The following is a 15,921-nucleotide window of genomic DNA, read 5'->3' on the forward strand; positions in this document are numbered from 1 at the left end:
ATTTTGGCGTAGATGAAGTATCATCACCAAACAACGTCTAAATTTACCTGCTATGGGAACTCCTGGAAATCTTTTTGATCGTTTTGACAAACTTGACACGAACATCAACAAATGGCTGGTCGCTAACAGTATCGGCATTCTACGATTTTCCATGGGAATCGTTTTTGTTGGATTTGGGATACTGAAATTTTTTACCGGTATCAGCCCCATCGAATCACTGGCAACACGAACGACCTCCGTTCTGACATTAGGTATATTTTCAGGACACAGCGCCATGATTTTTGTTGCGACGCTTGAATGTATTATCGGTTTTTGCTTTTTGTCTGGTATGTTTTTACGTGTCGGAGTCTGGCTTTTGGCGGTTCAAATGATTGGGGCGATGTCCCCCCTAATTTTTTTCCCGGCAGAATTATTCCCTGGACCTCTTCATGCGCCGAGCCTTGCTGCGCAGTATATTATTAAAGATATTATCCTCATTGCCGCCGGAATGGTGATCGCTTCCACCTGGACGGGTGCTAAGATCGTTGCAAAACCGCAAAGTTTAAGGAGCACACTTGGAAAGCGGGTGCCGAACGTTTATAAAAGTATGAATGTGATTTCATGATAACATCTCACTGTTTACTAAGTCTGCTGTAATGTACTATCTGTGATCCTAATTATAAACATTGTTACAACTAAAAACCTTTTTTTCGTGTCGTAAAGAATAAAATCATAATTCAACGATATGAGAAACAATATTTTACCAACTCTGCTTTTCTGTTTTGTAACGAGTCAGGTACTTGCGCAAACAGAGGTTTCAGAACGAAAAGTACACTTCGGGATAATTGCTGGAAGTCATATTTTTGGTGAAACTTTTACCTATGAAAAAATAGCAACAGTGAAGGGAGCCGTTCTTGGTCTTGACCTTTCGTATAATTTTTCACCGCGAAAATCAGGATTATCCTTTCATGTTCAGCCAAATTGGAGTAATTACATCCGTTCAAATAAGGATATCTATACGTCCTATAATTATAAAATTCAATCCGTTAATTTACCGATGCTCCTGCGGTATACTTTCTTCTCCGGAAAAATTCGCCCATTTGTAGACGCCGGGCTAAATGTAAGATCACGAACTTCATTTAACATTAATATAAATGGAGAAATATGCCGTGAAACACCTTCCACGTGTGTAACAGGCGAGGAAAATATAAATTTGCATCCGCAAACTACCAAGGACCGAATTGGTGTCTTAGCCGGAGCAGGAGTCGAATTTGATGTCTGGCGGGTTACAATACCTGTCACCTTAAGACTAAATGAAGGAATTGGAACATATAAAATGAAAAACATGCTACAAGACGCCTCCTATTATGACGATATCAAAACCAGAAATATTCAAATAACAACCGGAATCACATTTTAGGCAAAAAGATATTCCAGCTGTTATTTGTAAAAAAGCGAATATTACGCAATCCAGTTTATTCACCGGCAGGCTCGCTTCTTTTGGCAAATTCCGCATCAATAAGATATGCACCTTTTACAACCAGTTTCTCATTTTCAAATATAGTTTTTGAAATAATTTCAACTAAATCATCCTTGACCGCGTTTCCTATTTCAACCGGCAAACGGCGGAATTCTTTGTTATTTTCTTCAATATAAATAAATCCAGTTGCTCCCTTGCGGACAATCGAAGCAGCGGGAACCATCGTTGCCTCACGGTTTCCTGTCTGGATTTTTGCATTGACATAAGCGCCTGGAACCAGCTTTGCTTCCTGAATTCTGTCTTTAATATGCGCATGAACATTCAGCGTCCTTGTTTCGCCTTCCAGAACTTTCCCAACCATGAGGACATTTGCTTTTACAGGTGAAGCGCCATCGTTAAATTGCACCATCACCGTTTGATCTTTCTTAATTTTGGAAGCATCCTGTTCAAAAACGGTTAACGAAATATGCATATCACTCTTATCTGCCAGCTCAAAAATGGGCTGGCCAGCCGGTACTTCTTTTCCAAGATTGACATTCGCAGCCGTGATATAACCATTCACAGAAGAAATGATTCGAGCCGCAGACGTGATGCCTTTTTTATTTAACGTTTCCGTTGAAAGGCCAAGTATTTTAAGTTTCGCTTCAAGTGATTGGAGCAAGGCTTTTGTAGATCGCTGGTTGGCTTGGGCTTGTTCAAAATTTTTCCGAGCGCCAACATTTTCACTGCTCAGTGTCCGCTGTCGTTCCAGTTCCTTTTCCTGATAAGCCAGCTGACTTGCATTTTGAAGATAATCCTGCTGCAATTGAATAAATTCAAAACTTTCCAGTGTAGCCAGCAATTCTCCTTTTCTCACAGGCTGGCCTGGAATTCCTTTCATATAGTTGATTTTTCCGCTGACAGGCAAGCTGAGCGTTGCCTGGTTTTCAGGCGGAAGTTCTACAATTCCGTTCGCCTTCACCTCATCACTTACCGTCTCCAATTTCACTTTTCCAAGTTGGATACCAATGGATTGATACTGCTGCGGTGTCAGCTTAATCTGATCAATTTTCGAGGTATCAACAACGGTTTTTTTCTGTTCAATCTCAGCTTCTTCCGTTTTCGATTCACAGGAAATCGTGGCACAACCGATCACGCTGACCAGTCCGGCGTAGAAAAGCCCTTTTCGGGAAATATTTTTTAATGTCTTCATTTCAGTGAACAATTATTTTGATTCGGGATACTCTCCGGTTTATGTAATTTGGATGACGGTTACTTCTCTGCACCAATAATTTCTTCGATTCTGATCAGGTTGAAATCATAATCCAGGACATTAATCAGATATTCTTCCTGCAACTGATAGGCTTGCTGAATGGCCGCAAAAAATTCCAGGTAACCAATTTCACCTCCTTTAAAAGTTGAAAGTGCCGTTTGCCGGATCAGCTGCGCTTGGGGAAGTGCGTGGTCTTCATAATATTGAAGCGTCGCGGCCAGATTTTTTTGCCGCGTTTCCATCATATCCAGCTCAGTATTCAGCTGTTCCTTCACCGAAGCCAATTGCGTTTCATTCACCTGTTCCTGAATTTTCGCAGACTGAATTCTTGCTTTTTGTGCTTTGGTAAAAATGTGAAAAGACAGACCTGCATGCAGCACATTGAAATTTTTCTCGCGCGCAATTGACTGGTTGATAACGCCTACCCGCCAATCCGGTAATGTATTCCGCTGTTCGAGACGTGTCTGAATCTGGCTGCTGGTAATGTTTTGCTGCAAAACGTTTAAGAATGGATTGGAATCCGGAGTCAAATCCGGCCTGATCAAACTACCGGAAAGTCGTTTAAAAACAGTATTGGTATCAATCGAAATCGTATCCCGCGTATGAAGAAGTAACCTCAGCGCAGCATAATGGATCTGCTGTTCCCTCTGCGAACTTCTGATTCGCTGTAACAGATTTTGATATCGGCTTTCGGCAGTAACTTGTTCGAGCCGATTGGTCTCGCCTGTTTTGAACCGCACATCTGCCGCCCGCGCCGATTGCTGATATAACTCGCTCTGCTCCCTAAGGAAACCGAGTAATTTCTGATCAAAAACAAGTTGGTAATAAGCGCGTTTTACTTCATTGGCCAGGCGCCACTTATCCGCGTCCAGCTGATATCGCGCGCCCTGCACATTAGCTTCCGAAAGTTTTTTCTGCGTTTTATAAACACTCAGCGGAGCGAACGATTGAATGGCAGTGGCGGTGTAATCCGTATTTCTGGCCTGGGTCTGACCATATTGCACATCCAGATCTGTTTTTGCAGGATTAAATGAAGCCCCGACCAGCGCCTGCTGCCTACTGATAACCAGCTCTCCTGATTTTACAGCAAGATTTTGTGTCGTTGCTTCTTTAACAGCCTGATCGAGCGACAAAACCCTTTGCGCCTGAGCTTCTGTTTTTGGGAAAGAAAGCAGGACAATCAGCATCATTCCGGCAACTACTACCCTATTTGCTTTATTCCGTTTTTCAACCCGTTCTTTCACCAGACTATATAAAACCGGAAGTACAATCAGGGTTAATAAAGTTGCAGTGATCAGTCCTCCGATAACAACTGTCGCCAACGGCCGCTGTACTTCCGCGCCTGCCGAGGTAGATAATGCCATGGGCAAAAAACCAAGGGAAGCCACACCGGCAGTCATAATTACAGGTCTGAAACGAGCCTTAACCCCAGCCACAATCCGCTCACGGAGTGATCCTATACCCTCTTTTTCCAGCTGATCAAAATAGCTGATCAACACAATTCCATTCAAAACCGCAACACCAAAAAGTGCAATAAATCCAACGCCCGCAGAAATACTGAAAGGCATATCACGGATCCAAAGAGCCCAGATCCCTCCGATTGCGGAAAGTGGAACGGCGGTGAAAATGATAAGTGCTTCTGTCAGTCGTTTGAATGTAAAATAAAGCAGAACAAAGATCAGCAGCAGCGAAATTGGCACTGCGATGGACAACCGCTGACGGGCCTGTTGCAGATTTTCAAACTGTCCGCCATAAGAATAATAATAACCAGGCGTCAGCACCACGCCTTTTTCAATTTTTGCCTGAATATCATGGACGACACTCTCAACATCACGGTTTAAAACATTGATACCGATCGTGATCCGGCGTTTTGTATTGTCGCGGGAAATTTGTGCCGGAGCTTGTTCATAGGTAATATCTGCCAATTCCCCCAGCGGAACTGAACCGCCATTTGGAATGGTCACATACAGATTCCGTATGTCTTTCAAGTCTTTTCTATGCAAAGTATCCAGACGGATTACCAGATCAAAACGGCGTTCTCCTTCAAAAACGACACCGGCAGTTTCTCCTGCAAAAGAGGTTTTGATCAGCTGATTAATGGATGCAACATCGAGCCCATATTGAGCCAGACGATCACGGTGATAGGAAGCTTTGATCTGCGGTAAACCTACGATCGGCTCAACGCGACAGCTCGCAACACCTGCAATAAGTTGTATCAATGCAGCGCAATCGTTGGCGTGTTCGAACAATTTATTTAAATCATCACCATAAATTTTGACCACAACATCAGAACGTGCTCCTGTAATCATTTCATTGGAACGCATCTGGATCGGCTGCGTAAATTCAGCCATCACGCCAGGCACTTCTCTTTCCAAAACCTTATTCATTTTTTCGGAAAGTTCCTCCCGGGTATGTGCGGAAGTCCACTCGGACCTGTCTTTCAGATTGATCATCTGATCAGTCATTTCAACCGGCATGGGATCTGTTGGCACTTCGGACGCGCCGATACGCCCAACGATCTGACGTATTTCCGGGAAATTTTTAAGCAAAGCGCGTTCCGCTTTTAATGAAGCCTGGATGGTTTCGGTAAGCGAAGTTCCTGTCGGCATACGGAGGTCAATAGCAATATCACCTTCATCAAGCTGCGGAATAAACTCGCCGCCCAAGGCTCCAAACAGCATCACACTTCCAATGAGCAGAGCCAGTGAAGCACCGACAATTGCTTTTCGATATGACAAGGCGCCTTTTATTAAAGGGTGGTAAAAACTGAATAATTTATTAACGAGGCGGTCTGAGAAATTCTTTTCGTTATTGATTTTGGAAGCAAGAAACAGTGCCGAAGCCATCGGAACATAGGTAAACGAAAGAATCAGTGCACCCAAAATTGCAAAACTCACCGCAAGTGCCATGGGCTGGAACATTTTCCCCTCAATACCTGAAAGTGAAAGTATGGGAAGATATACGATCAGAATAATGATCTGACCAAAAACAGCGGAGGTCAGGATTTTGGATGCATTAACCTGAACAGTATCGTCCATTTGTTTTTGAGAAAGTTTATCTCCCGTTTTAAAATGGGTTTGCAAATAATGCATGACTCCCTCGACAACAATCACGGAACCATCTACCAAAAGTCCAAAATCGATGGCACCGAGGCTCATCAGATTTGCTGAAACACCGAAGGTATGCATCATACCAAAAGTGAAAAGCATCGAAAGCGGGATTACCGAAGCCACGATCAATCCTGCACGAAGACTTCCAAGTAACAATACCAGAACAAAAACTACGATTAACCCACCTTCCAAAAGGTTGTTCCGAACCGTTTTTATAGCTTTATCAATCAGTTTCGCCCGGTCAATGAACGATTCAATTTTAACACCTTCCGGCAAAGATTTCTGAATTCTAGCCATGCGCTCTTTTATGGCTTTTACGGTTCGGTCTGCGTCAGCACCTTTCAACATCAACACCACCGCCCCCACGGCTTCACTTTTTCCATCTCGCGTCATCGCGCCATAGCGAACTGCATGACCGAACTGAACCCTAGCCACATTGCTAACCTTCATAGGAACGCCGTTCACGGTTTTGATCACGATATTGCCAATATCATCCAGATTTTTCACGGTTCCTTCTCCACGGATGAAGTATGACTGGCTGTCTTTTTCAAGATAACTTCCTCCCGTATTGCTGTTATTCCGCTCGACAGCAGTGAATACATCACCAATGGTTATACCGGCTGCACGAAGTTTTTCAGGGTTGATACTTACCTCATACTCTTTCACAAAACCGCCAAAACTGCTGACTTCCACTACCCCAGGAATCCCTGTCAGCTGGCGTTTCACGATCCAGTCCTGCATCGTTCGTAGTTCAGAAAGGTCGTAACGATTCTCGTAACCGGGCTGCGGGACGAGTGTATACTGATAAATTTCACCCAGCCCGGTCGTGATTGGAGCCAGATATGGCGAACCAAATTCCTTTGGAATATCCTGAGCAGCCAGAGATATTTGCTCTCCAACCAGCTGGCGGGCTTTGAGAATATCCATATTGTCATTAAAAACAACCGTGATCACGGAAAGCCCAAGACGCGAAACCGAGCGAATTTCTTCGACACCCTGTACATTTGTCAAACTGAGCTCGATGGGCGCCGTGATGTATTGCTCCACCTCCTGCGCGGCGAGTGCCGGTGTCTGCGTTAATACCACAACCTGGTTGGTAGTAATATCGGGGACCGCGTCTATCGGAAGTTTTGACAACGCATAGATTCCCCAACTGATAAGACCCAAAACCATCAGGCCCACAATCAATTTGTTCCGTATACTAAAACGGATTATTGAATCAAACATAAAATAAATATCAATTGACTATCGGTGACAAATCTTTGATACCAACAGCAGCCTGCTTCAGAGTGAAAATTCAATTTTTTAAAAGATTGAAATACAAACGGAAAGGCAGAACTGATGTTAGCATAAAGCTATCAACAACCAGTATAATAGGAAATTAGGAGTACAAAAACAGAGGAATTCAGCCTAAATTAGGAGGATTCAAAAGCGAAGAATGATGTTGGAACGAATAGAGATTATTCCACCAGTAAGTATTGTTATCCTGAAATTCAGTCACCAAAGGTTCAGAATATCCGGAAAAGTGAAAATCAGCTATGACGTAAGAATGCAGAGAATGTCCGCTTAGCGAAGGCAATGTTTCATGCTGGTTTTTTTCTGAATCAGGAGCATTCTGCGCATGCTGAGAAGCTGTGGCATAGTGCATTTGCATGAACGTGCAGAAAGTGATCCGACCGTTACTCTCCTGTTTGTGTTTTTCAAAATGCGCCATCAGCTGCGGCAAACGGCTCAATTCCTCCCAGCATTCCATGGAAGGTAAAAAGCTGCCCAGCAAAATATGGAAACTCAATAAACAGGCAAAAATCCGGATCAAGGTGCTTTTCTGATTATACTTATCTTATGAATTTCAAAGATAGAAATTTTACGAACAGGCGAGTTTCCAAAACAGATAAATACAAAAAGTACTTGGTATAATAAAATCCCGGCGTAATTTGATAAAGATCCGCCGGGATTAAATACGCTTTTTTAATCAACATTATAAAGAAAAGGCGCTTGTCTGATATACTTTTTATCGTGCAACTGTTGTTCCAAAAATTCAGCAATATCAGCAGTACTGATTTTATCTCCCGCACAATCCTCTGTATTTGAATCTACTGCGAAACTTTTACTGGTATATTCAATTACCGGAAACCTCACCAAAGTCCAGTCCAGCTTGTTTTGTGAAAGAAGACTATATGCCTTTTCACGATCGGCATGAATTTCAGGAAAACTTTCTTTCATCCATTCTGTTGCTGCTTTTGTCTTTTCACTTTTTTTATCAAAATGGGTGTCAACATTGATACCGGCAACGACAATATAACGCTGAATATCTGCTTCTTCCATCACCTGTAAAATATGTTCACTGGCCGTGCTCGCCACCATAGGCTCACCCGGTCTTTGTCCAATCGTACTGATTACCGCCTGACAACCGGATAACAATTCACGGATATTCTCTAAAACAACTGCATCACCAATTATAATTTCGACGAGAGGATTTGTAAGATTTTCAGCGAATGCTTCATTTGAAGTTTCGAAGTTTTCAGGAATATTTCTAAGCAGGATTTTTAATTGATACCCTCTGGAAAGAAGCAGATTAACAAGATATTTTCCGGTACGGCCACCACCGCCAAGAACAGCTATTTTTTGATAAGGATTCATTTCTCTTCTAAATTAAGATATAAAATACAGATTCAAAGGTTGATTTTCGGTATGAAAACAACCTCGTTCGCAGCGTTTCGATCAGCTGCTATCGTTTCAATATTTTATCAAGAGATTTGAATGAATCAAAAATAATAGAAATTTTTGAAAGTCTAGATTTAAACAATTGATGACTGCACCGCTTCTTCCTGTTTTTTCCATTTTTTAGTAAAAAACCAGGAACCCATGAAGAATTTTATAGGTTAGCAATGCAGTCAGGGCACTTCCAGTTTAATTTATACAATTGACTTGCGGGTTGCACGGCTGGGATAAGCCCCTTACATTTGAAGTGTTAATGGCTGTCTGGAAAATTCTTAAATAAAATTATAACAATATCATGAGTCGCTATTTAAAAGGTTTTGAAGGCAATCCAGTGAATTCTGAGCTGATCGATGTACTTGATCAGGCGGTTGGAATTTTATATAATAAAAGTGCTGGTGCCGAATCTAATGGAAAAATTTCTGATGGTCCAGTGGGTTACGAACTATCGGAGATGCCTGATAACGTTGTTACAAAATCTTTCGAAATTATAACTTGCAAAGCGGCAGTAGGAAATCCGGCAGATGATCTTGCGGAAAAACTATATAATTGTTTTTATGGATGGCTGGTTGAAAAAGAAGACGGCGAGTCGCTGCTCGAAGATTTTGATGGTCCAAAAGAAAAAATACCGGTTTCTTATATTGTGACGAATGAGCCTTACTTCGTTGAACCCTTTAAAAATCTTGGCGTAAATTTTGATTTAAAAGCAGACGTGGATGGCAGAACTCCTGAATTGTTTGGTGAAGAATATGCCAAGGAGATTGTCTGGACATATACTTTCGAAGTGCGAATTTGCGCCCCAAGTAAAAACTGATTATTATTATTTCAAAAAACCAACTTTTAGAAAGTTGGTTTTTCTTTGCCTCTACCTCCCAACCTCCCCAAAATAAACATGTTCGACCGCATCAATACATACCTGATACGCCACGCCAATCTGACGGTCGAAGAACTTGCGTATTTCAATTCGATTTTACAACACAAAACTTTTCCTAAAAAAACAATTTTATTGCACGAAGGCGAGGTTTGCAATTTCGAAGCATTCATCAATAAGGGCTGCATCCGCATGTATTATATCGATGAAAATGGTTTTGAAGTGACTTTGCAGTTCGCGATCGAGGATTGGTGGGTTAGCGACATCGCCAGTTTTCATGATCAGAAACCAAGTGCTATGTTTATCGAAACGCTTGAAGAATGTGAATTGTTAATCCTTTCTCCACAGACCAAAGAATCGCTGCTGGCACAGGTTCCACAGCTTGAACGAATGTTTCGGATTTTGGTACAGCGTAACCTATCCAGCTTACAGGGACGATTATTCAAAACCATTGCAACCAGTGCCCAGGACAAATATCTGGATTTCATTAAACGTTATCCAACGATTCCTCAGCGCGTTCCACAACATTATATTGCTTCCTACCTTGGCATTTCTGCCGAATTTTTAAGTAAAGTTCGTACCAAGCTTTTGAAAAAATAATTTTTCATTTTTCAGTTTTCTTGTCCTGGTTCAATGTTTTCGCTTCCCGGTTACTGTTCCTTTGTATTGTTAATTTATTAACGCGAAGCAAAAACAGATTGCGGGATAAGGCAGGAAATGTTGTTGAAAAATACTTTATCAATTGTTGTTTTCTTGTCCTGGTTCAATGCCCGGCACTCGTAGAATAAAGAACTTTGTAACATTAAATCGGTAAACGACTATCAATCATGGAAAGAAAAGATTTTATCCGCAAAGGCCTGATGGGAACTGGAATGTTCGTGGCGTCGGCATCGGTTGGAAGTGTAATTAAGAATGATATTGATGAATTAAAAGAACTGGATGTGATTGGTTTTAATCATTTGCCAAATACAGAATCAAAAGTAAAAGCCAACACCGTTCTCCATAAAGCAGATACCCGCGGACATGCAAATCATGGCTGGCTTGACAGCCACCATACGTTCAGTTTCGCGAATTATTACAATCCTGACCGTATGCATTTTGGTGTTTTGCGTGTATTAAACGACGACCGTGTTGACGGTGGAAAAGGTTTCGGCAGACATCCGCACGACAATATGGAAATTATTTCAATTCCATTGGAAGGCGATCTTGAACATAAGGACAGCATGGACAATGTGGCCGTGATCAAACATGGTGATATCCAGGTAATGAGCGCGGGAACGGGAATTTTTCATAGCGAATACAATAAAAACGAAGATCAGGACGCGAAGTTTTTACAGATCTGGTTATTTCCAAAAAGCAAAAATGTAACGCCAAGATATGACCAGTTAACACTGAATGTTGAAGACAGGCATAATAATCTGCAACAGATCCTTTCTCCAAATGCCGATGATGCCGGTGTGTGGATCAATCAGGATGCCTGGTTTCACATGGGAAAATTTGATAAAAATTTCTCGGTAGAATACAAATTGAAAAATCCTAAAAACGGTGTTTATGCCTTTGTGCTAAAAGGTGATTTCACGATTGAAGATCACGAACTGAACCAACGTGACGGATTGGGAATCTGGGATACTGGCAGTATCGCTATCAAAGCAAATTCGCAAGATGCCGAGGTGCTTCTGATGGAAGTGCCCATGTCCATTTAGGTATTAGTAGTTAGCTTTTGGCTATTAGCTTAATGGCTCCATTCCAATATCCCAGTCATTTCTGAGAGCTAAATCGCTAACCATTGACAATCAACATAATAAAGATAATTTAATCTATTCGATAAGTCGGAGGTAACAAACTAACCGCAAGTGCCTAACCGCTAATAGCCACAAACAATGGAACATATCAAAATTGCAAATACGAAGCACGATGTGCTTGACCTGATAAAAAACAGATGGAGTCCGCGTTCATTTTCTGATAAGGTGATTCCGCAAAATGATTTGAATACAATTCTTGAAGCTGCGGCCTGGGCGGCCAGCGCGAATAACGAGCAGCCGTGGCAGTATTATTATGCTTCGAAGAGCAACGAAGGTTTTGCAAAAATCGCTGACAGTTTGTTTAAAGGAAATAAACCCTGGGCTCAACATGCAGACGTATTAATTGTGGCTGTTGCCCGCAAAACCTTTGAAGCAAACCAGACAGAAAACGTTACAGCATTGCATGATTTAGGAATGGCCAATGCGCATTTACTTTTACAAGCATCCGCGTTGAATATCTATGGCCACATGATGGGTGGATTTGATAAAACTAAAATTTCAGAAACGCTTGGACTTACAGAAAATCAGGAAGCGGTTGCGGTCATCGCCCTGGGATATAGAGATGAGGCCGAAAAACTGGAAGAGCCGTTCAAAACGAGGGAAATAACACCACGTGTACGCAAACCACTTAGTGAGTTTGTTTTCCTACAAAACTGAAATCGTTATGAAAACTCCGAAAGTAAATATTCTGGTGATCGGAAGACATGAAGAAATTCTTGAAACAGTTCTTAGGATCATCAATAAAAGTGAAAACTGGATTGCACGGGGAGCGATGAAAGACGAAGAAGCAATTGCGCTATTCGACGCCGAAAAATTCGATATCGTGCTTTTATGTGGCGGTATCCAGGCGGAATGTGAAGCCGTTTTGCGTGAAACTTTCAAGCAAAAAGATCCGGAAGTTATGATCATTCAGCATTACGGCGGCGGAAGCGGATTATTAAGCAACGAGATCATTCACGCTTTGTCGCAACGCGAATCCTCAAAAAATTACAACATCTGATTTTCTTGTCCTGGTTCAATGCCCGGGATTCTGAAACTTCGGAAATTTGTATAACATAAAAACAAAAACAATCATGGAAAATCAAATCTTAGGTCTGCATCATATCACTGCCATCGCAGGAAACGCGAAACGTAATCACGATTTTTATACGCAAGTATTAGGTTTAAGATTGGTCAAAAAAACCGTCAATTTTGATGATCCCGGCACATACCATTTTTATTATGGCGACGAAGTTGGATCCGCCGGAACGATACTAACATTTTTTCCATGGGAAGGTACTGCACAAGGCCGTACCGGAACAGGGTTGGCGACTGATATCGGATATTCAGTTCCAAAAGGAAGTCTTGATTTCTGGGCTGACCGTTTTACAGAATTTAAAATAAAACAGGGAAATAAAGATGAAAAATTCGGTGAATTGTATCTGCCATTCCAGGATCCCGACGGTTTGAAAATAAACCTGATCGAGTCAAAAACAGAAGATACCAGGAAACCTTGGGAAACCGCGGAAGTGAAAGCGGATGTAGCTACCAAAGGATTTCACAGCATTGTGCTGACATTGAAAAATATAAAACCAACTGCTGAAATTTTAACCGATATTTTCGGATATAGATTGTTGGAGCAGGAAGGAAATCGTTACAGATTCATCACAGATGCAGTTGAAAATGCAGCCATTGTGGATTTAATCGAATCACCAAATGAAGATCGCGGTTATAATGCCGGAGGAACCAATCACCATGTAGCATTCCGGGTTAAAAACGATCAGGTTTTAATGGAATTCCGTGAAAAAGTTGCCCGAAAGGGCCTGAATATTACGCCAAAAATTGATCGTGATTATTTCTTTTCACTATATTTCAGAGAACCAGGTGGGGTTTTGTTCGAACTTGCTTCTGAAAATCCAGGCTTTGCGATCGATGAAAGTGTTGAAAATTTGGGAAGCAGTTTAAGACTTCCAAAACAATATGAAGCATCTCGTAAAGAAATAGAAAAAATATTGCCAAAGTTGTAAAAGCCAGTCAAAATTTCGAAGAAAAAGCGGGGTTAAAACCCCGCGCTTTTCTCCTAAATCCAAGACTTGCTCAACATTAAGTTCTGAAATCATGCATACGAAAAAAGTAATAACCGCAGGAAAAAGTATTGACGAAACTGATAAAGTTTTGATCATGATTCATGGCCGGGGCGGAAGTGCAGAGGATATTCTATCGCTGGCTGCACATCTGAATACCAAAGATTACGCGCTTCTTGCCCCACAGGCCACCAACAATACCTGGTATCCGACATCATTTCTCGCGGCTCCGTCTGTGAATGAGCCATGGCTGTCCTCGGCTTTGCAAATTATTGATGAAGTGGTCGTTGATGTGGTGGCCAAAGGTATTTCGAAAGAAAATATTTTTCTGGCCGGCTTTTCCCAAGGCGCCTGTCTGACGCTGGAATACGTTACCAGAAACGCTGCAAAATACGGCGGTGTGGTTGCTTTCACCGGAGGATTGATAGGCGATAAAATCTATTATGAAAATTATTCCGGGGATTTTGAAGGCACGCCAATATTCATAGGAACCAGTGATCCAGATCCACACGTGCCTGTTTCACGGGTAAACGAAACAACAGGAATTCTGGAATCCATGAATGCCAAAGTAACAACAAAAATTTATCCGAACATGGGACATACCATCAGTCGGGATGAAATTGAGAAAGCTAATACTTTGGTTTTCAATAAATAAAATAAAAAATTTAAAGCCGGAAATCGCAAAGTACTGAGCTTTGCGATTTCCGGCTTTTTTTATGAATTAATTTCTAATTCCAGGTTAGTCACGATAATCCGGATCGCCGTCGTGAAAACCGATTGCAAAAACATAACGAAGAGATATCCCAAATGTCATTCCGGTACCGTCCGCTTTTATCGTTGACTGCTGCGTTTGTACCTTATTAACGAAATATGCCAGATCCGTAGTCAAGGAAGTTCCAAACCCCCATTGTTTTCGGGCGTAAAAACTGAGATCAATCGACTTTGCAACTTTCAAAACATACTCGGCCGTAACGTCTGCAAAGGTTGTGATCCTGGAACTCGTATGGGTATCACTCGTCAAAAATAAAGTATCTAAAACGGGCAGGCGGCCTTGTCGTGCATAACCTTCGAACTGTAAATATTCTTTTTGTTTTCCTGAATTTGGTACCACTCCCACACCCGCACCAACCCAAAAAGCGGATTTCCGAAGAGAGGAATTTGATCTTCCAAACAACAGCCGACGTTTTACTCTTAATGCAAGGTTGTTCTTGTCATTTTCCATTTTGTACTCCAGCGGATAGTCGCCATTAATAATCAAAATATTATGAATTGGCGATCTGGCATAATCCAGTTCGAGCGCCCATTTTTCCTGGTTTACCCACCCAAGCGAAACGCTGTATCCCGACTTTGCGCCGGTCCTGGTATCAATTAGTCCTCCGAAAGTACTGGAAATTGAAGCTTTATCCGTTCTTAGAAGTCCGTCTATTCCAAAATACAACCGGTTGCGGATTTTTAAATTATTTGTGGTGGATATCGCTTTAATTTTCTGATGCGTTTTGAACCTGTTAACCTGTGGTGTTACCGGCTCATAACTAGGTTTAACTGGCGCGGTAACCGGATTATAGTAGTCCTCAGTACCTTGCGAAGCCGCCACCTGAGCACCAATAATAATGATCAGAAGAGTGTAAAGTGTTTTCATAAAAAAGGGCTCTGAATTTATTTAGCCTTACGCCTTCAAAGTTAGAACCGTTGCATCAGTCAAATATTAATAAGGCGTTATTTGTCAATTTAACAATTTCACGAAAACTGTAACCTTTTGACTACAAAATGGAATATAATGTTACAATATATTAAAGAATATTTTACAAAAAAAAATCCCTCCGAATCAACTCAGGGGGATTTTCATGGCTAATTTAACCTAACACTTAGTTCATATTTTAATCAAATTATCACGACCAAAACCCTTGCACACGCACAGTTTCGGCAGACGTTTTTTTCAATTGTTTTCTTAAATGGACACAGGTGGGTATATGTCCGGCAACGTAGACTGTCGTGTTTTCAAGATTCTCGTTTTGTACCCATTTCGTGATTCCATGAAAACCGCCCTGATCTGTTTGTTCCACAGGAATTATATCCCAATTGAAATATTGTGAAAACTCAATCCGATGATTTTCTTCGGCAATAGCAATCGCGCCGGAAAGACTGTTTTCGCCGGATAGCTGCTGCAATGCCAGATAATGCCCGATCGTGGTCATGTCTCCCAGCGCTATCATTTTGCCATGATCAGCAGGTTTGTGCATGGTCGAGCCTACACCAACATAGGTAACATGATCTCCGTCTTTCAGCGACTGCACCCATTCACTTCCCGGACCTTCCTGAACGGCGTCAATGTAGAGCGTACATGTTCTGGTTTCAACATCCCAACCGGCAGGAGTATAGTCGCGGTAAATTCCCGGAGCAACTTTTATTTTAATATGCTGTACAGATTTCCATTTTGACATATCCATAAATGGAAAATGAAAATCTACTTCAAAAAATGTAGCCGGATACCAGGCCCTTGTGGCCAGCACCACTCCTTGTTTGGCTAATGAGTTTTCAAATAAATTCAGCGCGGTTTGTTTTAAAATATTCATGACTTGTGGCGTTGGCTGTTAATAGATTAGTTATCATAACGGACTTCTCTCAGGCAGACGTTCAAGTTTCGCT

General features: G+C 41.7%; 15 protein-coding genes. 9 read left to right on the forward strand and 6 right to left on the reverse strand.

Annotation, left to right across the window (positions count from 1 at the left end; genetic code table 11):
* The first annotated feature begins 52 nt into the window (after positions 1 to 52).
* Together AC1XUO_RS09895 and AC1XUO_RS09900 are read left to right on the forward strand one after the other, a co-directional pair.
* On the forward strand, positions 53 to 604 hold the full coding sequence (locus tag AC1XUO_RS09895) for a DoxX family membrane protein (protein ID WP_483329621.1): 552 nt from the start codon (positions 53 to 55) through the stop codon (positions 602 to 604).
* 120 nt (positions 605 to 724) lie between these two features.
* On the forward strand, positions 725 to 1,399 hold the full coding sequence (locus AC1XUO_RS09900) for an outer membrane beta-barrel protein (protein WP_483329622.1): 675 nt from the start codon (positions 725 to 727) through the stop codon (positions 1,397 to 1,399).
* A 55-nt stretch (positions 1,400 to 1,454) separates the two neighbouring features.
* On the opposite strand, the gene AC1XUO_RS09905 is transcribed toward AC1XUO_RS09900, so the two are convergent.
* The 4 genes from AC1XUO_RS09905 to AC1XUO_RS09920 form a co-directional block, all read right to left on the reverse strand.
* Positions 1,455 to 2,651: an efflux RND transporter periplasmic adaptor subunit gene (locus AC1XUO_RS09905; RefSeq protein ID WP_483329623.1), complete on the reverse strand. Its 1,197-nt coding sequence runs from the start codon at positions 2,649 to 2,651 to the stop codon at positions 1,455 to 1,457.
* 59 nt (positions 2,652 to 2,710) lie between these two features.
* Positions 2,711 to 7,048 carry a CusA/CzcA family heavy metal efflux RND transporter gene (locus AC1XUO_RS09910; RefSeq protein WP_483329624.1) on the reverse strand — a complete coding sequence of 1,446 codons (4,338 nt, stop codon included), beginning with the start codon at positions 7,046 to 7,048 and terminating at the stop codon, positions 2,711 to 2,713.
* Positions 7,049 to 7,226: 178 nt separating this feature from the next.
* Entirely contained in the window at positions 7,227 to 7,637 is a 411-nt protein-coding gene (locus tag AC1XUO_RS09915) for a hypothetical protein (protein WP_483329625.1), read from the reverse strand.
* A 152-nt stretch (positions 7,638 to 7,789) separates the two neighbouring features.
* Positions 7,790 to 8,461: an NAD(P)-dependent oxidoreductase gene (locus AC1XUO_RS09920; RefSeq protein WP_483329626.1), complete on the reverse strand. Its 672-nt coding sequence runs from the start codon at positions 8,459 to 8,461 to the stop codon at positions 7,790 to 7,792.
* A gap of 376 nt (positions 8,462 to 8,837) precedes the next feature.
* Here AC1XUO_RS09920 and AC1XUO_RS09925 point away from each other — a divergent pair, with 376 nt between their 5' ends.
* From AC1XUO_RS09925 to AC1XUO_RS09955, 7 genes are all read left to right on the forward strand, one after another.
* Entirely contained in the window at positions 8,838 to 9,353 is a 516-nt protein-coding gene (locus tag AC1XUO_RS09925) for a hypothetical protein (protein WP_483329627.1), read from the forward strand.
* Positions 9,354 to 9,431: 78 nt separating this feature from the next.
* Positions 9,432 to 10,010, forward strand: a complete 579-nt coding sequence (locus AC1XUO_RS09930) for a Crp/Fnr family transcriptional regulator (protein ID WP_483329628.1) — start codon at positions 9,432 to 9,434, stop codon at positions 10,008 to 10,010.
* Positions 10,011 to 10,237: 227 nt separating this feature from the next.
* Complete coding sequence (locus AC1XUO_RS09935) at positions 10,238 to 11,113, forward strand: pirin family protein (protein WP_483329629.1); 876 nt, start codon at positions 10,238 to 10,240, stop codon at positions 11,111 to 11,113.
* Between the two features lie 177 nt (positions 11,114 to 11,290).
* A complete protein-coding gene (locus AC1XUO_RS09940; protein ID WP_483329630.1) occupies positions 11,291 to 11,869 on the forward strand; it encodes a nitroreductase family protein in 579 nt (192 codons plus the stop codon).
* A 7-nt stretch (positions 11,870 to 11,876) separates the two neighbouring features.
* A complete protein-coding gene (locus AC1XUO_RS09945) occupies positions 11,877 to 12,212 on the forward strand; it encodes a response regulator receiver protein (RefSeq protein WP_483329631.1) in 336 nt (111 codons plus the stop codon).
* Between the two features lie 73 nt (positions 12,213 to 12,285).
* The gene (locus AC1XUO_RS09950; RefSeq protein ID WP_483329632.1) at positions 12,286 to 13,218 is read left to right on the forward strand and encodes a ring-cleaving dioxygenase; all 933 of its coding nucleotides are present in this window, start codon (positions 12,286 to 12,288) and stop codon (positions 13,216 to 13,218) included.
* Between the two features lie 91 nt (positions 13,219 to 13,309).
* On the forward strand, positions 13,310 to 13,930 hold the full coding sequence (locus tag AC1XUO_RS09955; protein WP_483329633.1) for an alpha/beta hydrolase: 621 nt from the start codon (positions 13,310 to 13,312) through the stop codon (positions 13,928 to 13,930).
* A gap of 84 nt (positions 13,931 to 14,014) precedes the next feature.
* Here the strand turns inward: AC1XUO_RS09955 and AC1XUO_RS09960 are convergent, their stop codons facing one another.
* Both AC1XUO_RS09960 and AC1XUO_RS09965 read right to left on the reverse strand, forming a co-directional pair.
* The gene (locus tag AC1XUO_RS09960; protein WP_483329634.1) at positions 14,015 to 14,914 is read right to left on the reverse strand and encodes a hypothetical protein; all 900 of its coding nucleotides are present in this window, start codon (positions 14,912 to 14,914) and stop codon (positions 14,015 to 14,017) included.
* 250 nt (positions 14,915 to 15,164) lie between these two features.
* Entirely contained in the window at positions 15,165 to 15,848 is a 684-nt protein-coding gene (locus AC1XUO_RS09965) for an SIP domain-containing protein (protein WP_483329635.1), read from the reverse strand.
* Positions 15,849 to 15,921: the final 73 nt, after the last annotated feature.

This window comes from Dyadobacter sp. HNCC25DJ186 (assembly GCF_056895235.1).